The organism is Rhizobacter sp. P1_G5, assembly GCF_056405435.1.
The window spans coordinates 1-9,625 of the sequence record NZ_JBFUCB010000192.1 but is presented as its reverse complement, the minus strand read 5'-3'; the positions used below and the strand labels follow the sequence as shown (position 1 = coordinate 9,625).

6 protein-coding genes are annotated in these 9,625 nt (G+C 68.3%); 3 read left to right on the top strand and 3 right to left on the bottom strand.

Annotated features, from left to right (window positions below; translation table 11 throughout):
- Positions 1–1,354 (bottom strand): prolyl oligopeptidase family protein (locus AC1D12_RS15115; RefSeq protein ID WP_477841256.1); only part of this gene is annotated, 1,354 nt, incomplete at its 3' end.
- 73 nt (positions 1,355–1,427) lie between these two features.
- Entirely contained in the window at positions 1,428–2,705 is a 1,278-nt protein-coding gene (locus AC1D12_RS15110) for a hypothetical protein (RefSeq protein ID WP_477841254.1), read from the bottom strand.
- 153 nt (positions 2,706–2,858) lie between these two features.
- Between AC1D12_RS15110 and paoA the strand changes: the two genes are divergently transcribed.
- From paoA to paoC, 3 genes are read left to right on the top strand one after another with little or no spacing between them, the layout of a single operon-like run.
- Positions 2,859–3,515, top strand: coding sequence for an aldehyde dehydrogenase iron-sulfur subunit PaoA (paoA, locus tag AC1D12_RS15105; RefSeq protein ID WP_465112011.1), 657 nt, complete (start codon positions 2,859–2,861; stop codon positions 3,513–3,515).
- Positions 3,512–4,465 carry an FAD binding domain-containing protein gene (locus AC1D12_RS15100; protein ID WP_477841252.1) on the top strand — a complete coding sequence of 318 codons (954 nt, stop codon included), beginning with the start codon at positions 3,512–3,514 and terminating at the stop codon, positions 4,463–4,465. The genes paoA and AC1D12_RS15100 overlap by 4 nt, the downstream gene beginning before the upstream one ends.
- Before the next feature lie 15 nt (positions 4,466–4,480).
- Positions 4,481–6,691: an aldehyde oxidoreductase molybdenum-binding subunit PaoC gene (paoC, locus tag AC1D12_RS15095; protein WP_477827276.1), complete on the top strand. Its 2,211-nt coding sequence runs from the start codon at positions 4,481–4,483 to the stop codon at positions 6,689–6,691.
- Here paoC and AC1D12_RS15090 read toward each other — a convergent pair.
- The coding region (locus tag AC1D12_RS15090) for an efflux RND transporter permease subunit (protein WP_477841250.1) at positions 6,640–9,625 on the bottom strand (2,986 nt) is incomplete at its 5' end. The genes paoC and AC1D12_RS15090 overlap by 52 nt on opposite strands.

Below are 9,625 nucleotides of genomic sequence, written 5' to 3'. Positions count from 1 at the left end.
GTGTCACACCGAGCTTCAGATCGGCAAAGGATTTTCTCGTCGGATCGTATGAGAGGGTCGATGGCGGGACGACAAAGCTCTGCACATTGAGCGTTACTCCCATCTGGCGCGCATCGGCAAACGCCTCGAGAACCAATCCCTTGAAGGGGAGCGCGACCTCCTCGATTCCCCCCGAGGCATGCGGGAGGCGCAACAGCACGGAATAGGCGCGATGGCGCGCCAGCACATACAGGGCATCCGATGCCACATGGATTGATTCGATGACACGGTTCTCCTGCGCAGGCACCAGCACCTTGGCCGCCGACAGCGGCTGGCCCGCCTTGACACCCAGCACCTGGAACGTCGGCGCATTCTTGTGCGACAGCAGATACAGCGTGTCGCCGGCCGCCTTCACCGCCGTGATGTCGTCCGTGCGCGCAGCCAGCGGCTCCCACGCGAGCTTCTCGTCGTTCAACCTCGATGCGGGCGCTGTCCACAATGCCAGTTCGCTCTGCGTGCCGTTCAGCGAAGACGCTATCGCCAGGGACGACGTCGGCCAGATGTCGAGCACGGGGGTTTCGTCAGCAGAGAGTGAAGGCCCGCGACCTGCGGTCGAGCCCAGAATCCTGATCGGCTCGGATTTCATGCTCCACGCGTCAACCGTGGTGTTGCGGTATTTTTCAGACGCGTCTTCGCCGACGGCTGGTTGCTTCAGCCGAGTCACATAGAGGCGTTGGGAATCGGAGCTCCAGGCGGCGAAGCCCGGGTCTGCGCGATCGAGCGGACCTGCCACCAGCTTCCCGGTCGCGGTGTCGTGGACGAAGATCGATGACGCCTCGGATCCGCCCTGTGACAGTCCGGCGGCCACGCGCGAGCCATCTGGAGAGACGACGAAATAGTCAATCGCGTAGGGCGCGCCACCCGTGGATGCGCGCAGTGCTTCGAGATCAATGATCTTGCGCTTGCCGGCGTCGTCGTTCACGACGAGATCGAAGACATCGGACCCCGGCGCACGTTCCTCGTTGAAGGCTCGTCCGCCGCGAGCAACGTAGCCCTTCGTCAGCCCGAAGCTGGCCGTGAAAGCCGCGATCCTTGCTTCGAGCGCGGCACGCTGCGGAATGGCCGACAGGACGGCGTGCGCATGCGTCCCTTGCGATCGGATCCATTCCACGGTCAATGGATCCATGGATTCCATGTAGCGATAGTTGTCCGTCACCGGCGTACCCCACAGCACCTCGGTCACGGGCTTCACGGGCGCCAGGGTCGCACGCGTTGACCCGCCCACCGCGGCGAGCGGTTCGCTCGACGTCGGGACCTGCGTCGTACAGGCGGCTCCCATCAGTGCGATCCAGGCGGCGAATGCGGTGGTTCTCATGTGTTTGTCCCATGATCGGCAGGCTTCGAACTGTCGACGGCAAGGTGGTTGCCGCGAGCAGGTAGGTCGATGTTCAGGCGTGCTCTTTCAGTATCCGACGCCAGGCCACGACACCCAACCCGCACAACATCAGCAGCACGRTGGCCGGCTCCGGCACGGGCGAGATCAGGTAGGCGCGCCCGTTGTCGCCGTTGGCCACGAACTGCCCGAGGTCGTTGATGCCGGTCACGTTGACGAACAACCAATCGCGCACCCCGGCCGCCAGATTGTTGAACGACAGCGTGTTCACGTCCACCAATCCGTAGCCGTTGGCGCCGGTGATGAAGGCGTGGTCCATCATGTTGACGGTCCAGAAGTAGCTGCCGCCCACCTGTCCCGAGTTGTTGATCSACAGCCCGCGGCTGGTCAGCTGCCAGGCGCCGCCCATCTCGAACTCGCCCATGTCATGGATGTTCAGCCTGCGGCCGATGCCATCCGGCCCGGCGACGAAGGCCGATGCGTCGGTGTAGTAGTCGGCCTCGGTCGTGCCCACGGTCTGGCCGTTGTCGTTGATGCCGGCGGCCTTCGACGTGTGGTACGGGCTCGTCGGATCCGAACCGGCGATCGTGATCGGTGCCATCACGCCGTAGGGAGCGCCATCCTGGGTGTTCGTCATGAAGCCGCGGGTGGTCCCGAAATTGAACGAATCCTCGCGGCCGCCCGCCACCGTGGAGACACCGGCCACCTTGGCGGACTGGTTGATGCCGGTGCCGATGGAATTGGCGCCGCCCAGCGTGCCGAGCTCCACGACGGCCGCGCCGCCCGCCTGCGTCACGAAGGCACGCTGCGTGCCCGCCGCCGTGGCGTACGAGCCGGTCACTTGCCCGCTGTTGTTGATGCCGTTGCCGAAGCTGTGCGTTCCGGGCGTCGCGAGCGCCTGCGGCGCGATGCTGCCGTCGGCCCGATAGACGAAGGCGCGAGGGCTGCCCACGGCAGGGTTCTCATCTTCGTTGCCGGGTGCTGTGGCCGAAGTGCCCACCACCCAGCCGTTGTCGCTGATGCCGGTCGCCTTGCTCCAGTTGCCGCTGGCCAAGGTCGGGATCGCCGCCAGGCCCGTGCCGTTCACGCCCGTCACGAAGGCCTGGTAGTTGCCGTAGACGGAATTGCCGGCGTACAGCTGCCCGAGGTCGTAGCCGTAGCCGACCACCTGGCCGCTGTTGTTGATGCCGGTGGCATACGAGTGCTGCCACATGCCACCCAGCGTGCCGAGGTCGGTGACGCTGTACTCCAGGGCGTGAGATGACAAGGCCGCACTGGACAGGCATGCGCCGGTGGCGACAGCGCCCAGCAGCCGCGCGAATCGATGCTTCATGAGGCTCTCCCGAAGGTGGCGCGGCGACGACCGCCGCCAGGCTTTGTAGTCCGGATCGGGAGCACGGTGCATCAAAGTCTGGATCTCGCACCGGGCATCCCGCTTGCCCGCATCTCCGAACGACCCCCACCCACCGCAGCAGGAGGCCACGAGATGGGCAGTTCTGACGAGATCGCAATTTCACGCCGCGACGTGCTGATCGTGGGCGCCGCGTCGGCGGCCGCGGTCAGCGCGCCGGTCCACGGCGCGCCAGCCGCCGATGCACCCGCGCCGCAGGCGAACCCCGCCACCTCGGTGCCGAGTTCGAGCGTCACGCTCGAGGTCAACGGCACGCCACACACGCTGGCGCTCGACAACCGCACCAGCCTGCTCGACACGCTGCGCGAGCATCTGCACCTGACCGGCACCAAGAAGGGATGCGATCACGGCCAGTGCGGCGCCTGCACCGTGCTGGTCGACGGCGAGCGCATCAACTCGTGCCTGACGCTGGCGGTGATGCACCAGGGCGCCAAGGTCACCACGATCGAGGGGCTGGGCACGCCCACCCAGCTGCATCCGCTGCAGGCCGCCTTCATCAAGCACGACGGCTACCAATGCGGCTACTGCACGCCCGGACAGATCTGCTCGGCGGTCGGCGCACTCGACGAGCTGCGCCGCGGCGTGCCGAGCCACGTGAGTGCCAGCCTGTCCGAGCGGCCGCTGTTGTCGGCCGAGGAGTTGCGCGAACGGATGAGCGGCAATATTTGCCGGTGCGGCGCGTACTCCAACATCGTCGAGGCGATCTCCGAGGTCGCGGGGGTGCGCACATGAACCCCTTCACCTATGAGCGCGCCACCGCGCCGGCCGAGGCGGCGGCCGCCGTCGAACGCCACCCCGGCGCGAAGTTCATTGCCGGCGGCACCAACCTGCTSGAYYTGATGAARYTGCAGATCGARKCGCCKGYGCACCTGGTCGACGTGAACGGCCTGGSSCTGGACAAGATYGAGSCRACSMCCGASGGCGGCCTGCGYRTSGGCGCGMTGGTKCGCAACACSGCGCTSGCCWCMGACGARCGCGTGCGSCGCGACTACGGCGTGCTGTCRCGSGCCTTGCTGTCGGGTGCCTCGGGCCAGCTSCGCAACMRSGCSACCACCGCCGGCAACCTGCTGCAGCGCACSCGYTGCCCKTACTTCTACGACACCGACCAGSCCTGCAACAAGCGSCAGCCGGGCAGCGGTTGCAGCGCGATCGGCGGCTTCAGCAGATCGCTCGCGGTGGTCGGCGGCAGCGAGGCCTGCATCGCCACCCACCCGAGCGACATGGCGGTGGCGATGCGGTTGCTGGACGCCGGCATCGAAACGGTGCGGCCCGACGGGCGCACCCGGGTGATTCCGATCGCCGATTTCCACCGCCTGCCGGGCAACACGCCGCACATCGACACCACGCTGGAGCGCAACGAACTGATCACCGCGGTGACGCTGCCCCCGCCGCTCGGCGGCACGCACCTGTACCGCAAGGTGCGCGATCGGGCGTCCTACGCCTTCGCGCTGGTCTCGGTGGCCGCGGTGATCCAGCGCGWCGGCGCCGGGCGCGTCGCGCTCGGCGGCGTCGCCCACAAGCCCTGGCGCGATGCCGCGGCCGACGCCGCCCTGCCGCAGGGCGCAAAGGCCGCCACCGCACGGCTGCTGGCCGACGCCAGGCCGACGCACGACAACGCATTCAAGGTGGTGCTGGCAGAGCGCACGCTCGCCGCGGTGCTGGCCCAGGCCAGAACCTCCTGACACAAGGGAAGGCTCATGAAATTCGACACCCCCGCGACCACCAACCCGATCGACCAGCTCAAGGTCGTCGGACAGCCGACGCCACGCATCGACGGCCCGTTGAAGACGACCGGTACCGCCCCCTATGCCTATGAACGCCACGACGCGGCACCCGATGCGGTGTACGGCTGCGTCGTCGGTGCCGGCATCGCCAAGGGACGGATCGCGTCGATGGACCTGCGCGCCGCGCGCGCGGCACCCGGTGTGCTGGCGATCGTCACGGCGCGCAACGCCGGCAAGCTCGGCAAGGGCTCGTTCAACACCGCCAAGTTGCTGGGCGGGCCGGACATCGACCACTACCACCAGGCGGTCGCGCTGGTGGTGGCGACAACCTTCGAGCAGGCGCGTGCCGCCGCGCAGCGGGTGCGCATCCGCTACACGCCGGCGGCAGGCAAGTACGACCTGTCCGCGGAGAAGGCCGGGGCACCGATGCCGAAGCCGACGGCGTTCGGTGGGCCTGCGCAATCCAAGGTCGGCGACTTCGATGGCGCCTATGCCGCCGCGCCGGCGCAGCTCGACGCCACGTACACCACACCCGACCAATCGCACGCGATGATGGAACCGCATGCGTCCACCGCCCTGTGGCGCGGCGACAAGCTCACCGTCTGGACCTCGAACCAGATGATTGCCTGGAGCGTCGGCGATCTCGCGAAGACGCTCGGGATCCCCAAGGACAACGTGCGCCTGGTGTCGCCGTTCATCGGCGGCGGCTTCGGCGGAAAGCTCTTCGTGCGCGCCGACGCGGTGCTGGCCGCGCTCGGCGCGCGCGCGGTGCGCCGGCCGGTGAAGGTCGCACTGCAGCGGCCGCTGATGATCAACAACACCACGCACCGGCCCGCCACCATCCAGCGCATCCGCATCGGCGCGCTGCCCGACGGCAGGATCACCGCCATCGCGCACGAGGGCTGGTCGGGCGACCTCCCCGGCGGCCAGGCGGAGACGGCCGTCAACCAGACGCGCCTGCTGTATGCCGGGGCCAATCGCCTGACCACCACGCGCCTGGCCGTGCTCGACCTGCCGGAAGGCAATGCGATGCGTGCCCCGGGCGAGGCGCCCGGCCTGATGGCCCTGGAGATCGCCATCGACGAGATGGCCGAGAAGCTCGGCATGGACCCGGTGGCGTTGCGCATCGTCAACGACACGCAGGTGGATCCGGAGAAGCCCGCTCGCCCGTATTCGCAGCGGAACCTGGTGCAGTGCCTGCGCCTGGGGGCCGAGCGCTTCGGCTGGGAACGCCGCAGCGCGCAGCCCGCGCAGCGGCGCGAGGGCCGCTGGCTGATGGGCATGGGCATGGCGGCCGGCTTTCGGAACAACCTGCTGACGAAATCCGGCGCCCGGGTGCGGATCGACCACCGCGGCATCGTGACGGTGGAGACCGACATGACCGACATCGGCACCGGCTCGTACACCATCATTGCGCAGACGGCGGCGGAGATGATGGGCGTACCGCTGGCCAGCGTGCAGGTGCGCCTCGGGGATTCGCTGCACCCGGTGTCGGCCGGCTCCGGTGGCCAGTGGGGTGGCAACAACTCGACCGCCGGTGTGTATGCGGCCTGCGTGAAGCTGCGCGAGGCGGTGGCGAAGAAGCTCGGCATGCCGGCCGCCGATGCGGTGTTCGTCGACGGGACCGTGCGCACGGCGGGGCGCAGCGTGCCGCTGGGCGAGGCGGCGGGGCCCCAGGGGCTCGCGGCCGAAGATGCCATCGAGTACGGCGACCTGGACAAGAAGTACCAGCAGTCGACGTTCGCGGCGCACTTCATCGACGTGGCCGTCGACGCGGCGACGGCCGAGACCCGGGTGCGGCGGATGCTTGCGGTGTGCGCGGCCGGGCGCATCCTGAACCCGATCTCGGCGCGCAGCCAGGTCATCGGCGCGATGACGATGGGCGTGGGTGCGGCGCTGATGGAGGAGCTCGCGGTGGACAAGCGCCGCGGCTTCTTCGTCAACCACGACCTGGCCGGCTACGAGGTGCCGGTGCACGCCGACATTCCGCACCAGGACGTGATCTTCCTGGACGAGACCGACCCGATCTCGTCACCGATGAAGGCCAAGGGGGTCGGGGAACTCGGCCTGTGCGGTGTCGGCGCGGCGATCGCGAATGCGATCTGCAACGCCACCGGCGTGCGCGTGCGCGACTACCCGATCACGCTCGACAAGCTGCTCGACCGGATGCCGCCGTTCGCGTGAGGAGCAGACCGCCGCCGGCGCAGCAGGTACCAGGCCGCCGGAATCACGAGCATGCTGAGCAGCGGCGCGGTCACCATGCCGCCCACCATCGGCGCGGCGATTCGGGTCATGACCTCGGAGCCGGTACCGCTGCCGGACAGGATGGGCAACAGGCCCGCCATGACAACGGCGACGGTCATTGCCTTCGGCCGTACACGCAGCACCGCGCCCTCGCGGACGGCCGCCAGCAGCGTTGCTTCGTTGTCCGGTTCGCCGGCAGCGATACGCCGCGCATGCGCGTTCTTCAGGTAGATGAGCATCACGACGCCGAACTCCGCTGCGACGCCGGCCAACGCGATGAACCCCACTGCCGTGGCCACGGAGACGGAATGGCCCAGCGCCCAGATGAGCCAGAAGCCTCCCACCAGCGAGAACGGCACCGCCGCCATCACGAGCGCCGCATCCGCGAACGAGCGGAACAACAGGTACAGCAACACGAAGATGACTGCGATCGTGATCGGCACGACGATCTTCAGCCGTTGCGTTGCGCGCTCCAGGTACTCGAACTGTCCGGACCATGACACGGCGTAGCCGGCCGGCATCGCCACCTTCCGGGCCACCGCAGCCTGCATGTCGTTCACGACCGAGCGCAGGTCCCGGCCCCGCACGTCGACGTAGACCCAGCCCGAGAGCCGGGCGTTCTCGCTGCGCAGCATGGGAGGCCCTTCTTCGATGGCGACGCGTGCCACGTCCTGCAGCAGCACGGTGGCGCCCTTCCCGGTCACGAACGGCAACGCCCGCAAGCGCTCCAACGAGTCGCGAAGCTCGCGCGGATAGCGCACGTTCACGGGATACCTCTCACGCCCCTGGACAACCTCGCCGACGTTCTCTCCGCCGATGGCCGTCGACACCACCGCCTGCACGTCGGCCACCGACAGGCCGTGGCGCGCCGCGGCCAGGCGGTCCACCTCCACGTCGATGTACCTGCCTCCGGTCAAGCGCTCCGCCAACGCCGACGACACGCCGGGCACGCCCTTCACGGCCGCCTCGATCTGCGTCGCCAGGCCGTCGATGACGGCCAGGTCCGCGCCGGCGACCTTGATGCCCACGGGACTCTTGATGCCGGTCGCCAGCATGTCGATGCGGTTGCGGATCGGGGGAACCCAGATGTTCGAGAGGCCGGGCACCTTGACCACGCGGTCGAGTTCCTCCACCAGCTTGTCCGGTGTCATGCCCGCTCGCCATTGATCGCGCGGCTTGAAGCGGATGGTGGTCTCGAACATCTCCAGCGGTGCCGGATCCGTCGCCGTGTCCGCGCGCCCCGCCTTTCCGAACACGCGCTCGACCTCGGGCACCGTCTTGATGAGCCGGTCGGTCTGCTGGAGCAGTTGCACCGCCTTCGACACGGACAGTCCGGGCAGCGCCGACGGCATGTACAGCAGGTCGCCTTCGTCGAGCGCGGGCATGAACTCGCCTCCCAGCCGCAGCACCGGCACCGCGGTCAAGGCGAGCAGGCCCGCAGCGACCAGCAGCGTCGCCTTCGGGAAGCGCAGCACGGTGTCGAGCACCGGCCGATAGAGGGCGATGAGCAAGCGGTTCACGGGGTTGGCGGCCTCGTCCGGAATGCGGCCGCGAACCAGGTAGCCCATCAGGACCGGCACGAGCGTGACGGAGAGACCCGCGGCCGCAGCCATGGCGCAGGTCTTCGTGAACGCCAGCGGCGAGAACAGGCGCCCCTCTTGCGCCTCGAGTGCGAACACCGGGACGAACGAGAGCGCGATGACCAGCAGCGAGAAGAAGAGCGCCGGCCCCACTTCCACGCACGAGTCGACCACGAGCGCCCATCGCTCGGTCACCGTCGACGCCCGGCCGTGCCGCGCTTCGAACGCCTCGATGTGCTTGGCCATGTTCTCGACCATCACCACCGAAGCGTCCGTCATCGCGCCGATGGCGACGGCAATGCCGCCCAGCGACAGGATGTTCGCGCTGACGCCCTGCCAGTGCATCGTGACGAAGGCCGCGAGGATGCCGACGGGAAGCGCGACCACGGCCACCAGGGCCGAACGCAGATGGAACAGGAAGATGGCGCACACGACGGCCACGACGATGAACTCTTCGACGAGCTTGGAACCCAGGTTCTCGACAGCCCCGTCGATGAGCTGGGAGCGATCATAGGTCTCGACCACTTCCACGCCGGCAGGCAGGCTCGGCTTGAGCGCAGCGAGCCTGGCCTTCACCGCCTCGATGGTCGTGCGCGCGTTCTTGCCGGAACGCATCACGATGACGCCACCCGCCACTTCACCTTCGCCGTCGAGTTCGGCGATGCCGCGGCGCATCTCCGGCCCGACCTGGACGGTCGCCACGTCGCGCAGGAGGACAGGCGTTGCAGTCGACACCGCCAATGGAATGGCACGGAAGTCGTCGAGGGACCTCAGGAAGCCGCGCGAGCGCACCATGTATTCGGCCTCGGCCATCTCGACGACCGAGCCGCCCGACGCCTGATTGGCGTTCTTCAGGGCGTCCGTCACCATCGCCTGGGTGACACCGAATCCCCGCATTCGATCCGGATCCAGCACCACCTGGTACTGCCTGACCATGCCGCCGAGGCTCGCCACCTCGGCCACGTCGGGGACCGTCTTCAACTCGAACTTCAGGAACCAGTCGTTCAGCGCGCGCAGCTGCCCGAGGTCGTTCCTTCCCGTCCGGTCGACGAGCGCGTACTCGTAGATCCAGCCCACGCCGGTGGCGTCGGGCCCGAGGGCCGCGGTCGCACCGGGTGGCAGCTTGCCCTGGACCTGGTTGAGGTACTCCACCACCCGTGAGCGTGCCCAGTACGCGTCGGTCCTGTCGTCGAAGAGGACGTAGACGAACGAGTCGCCGAAGAACGAGTAGCCGCGCACGGTCTTCGCCCCCGGGACACCGAGCATCGTGGTCGTCAATGGGTACGTCACCAGG

Excerpts from the sequence above, each read along its gene's own strand:
- paoC (WP_477827276.1), top strand. The coding sequence starts at position 4,481 with ATGAAATTCGACACCCCCGCGACCACCAACCCGATCGACCAGCTCAAG.
- paoA (WP_465112011.1), top strand. The coding sequence starts at position 2,859 with ATGGGCAGTTCTGACGAGATCGCAATTTCACGCCGCGACGTGCTGATC.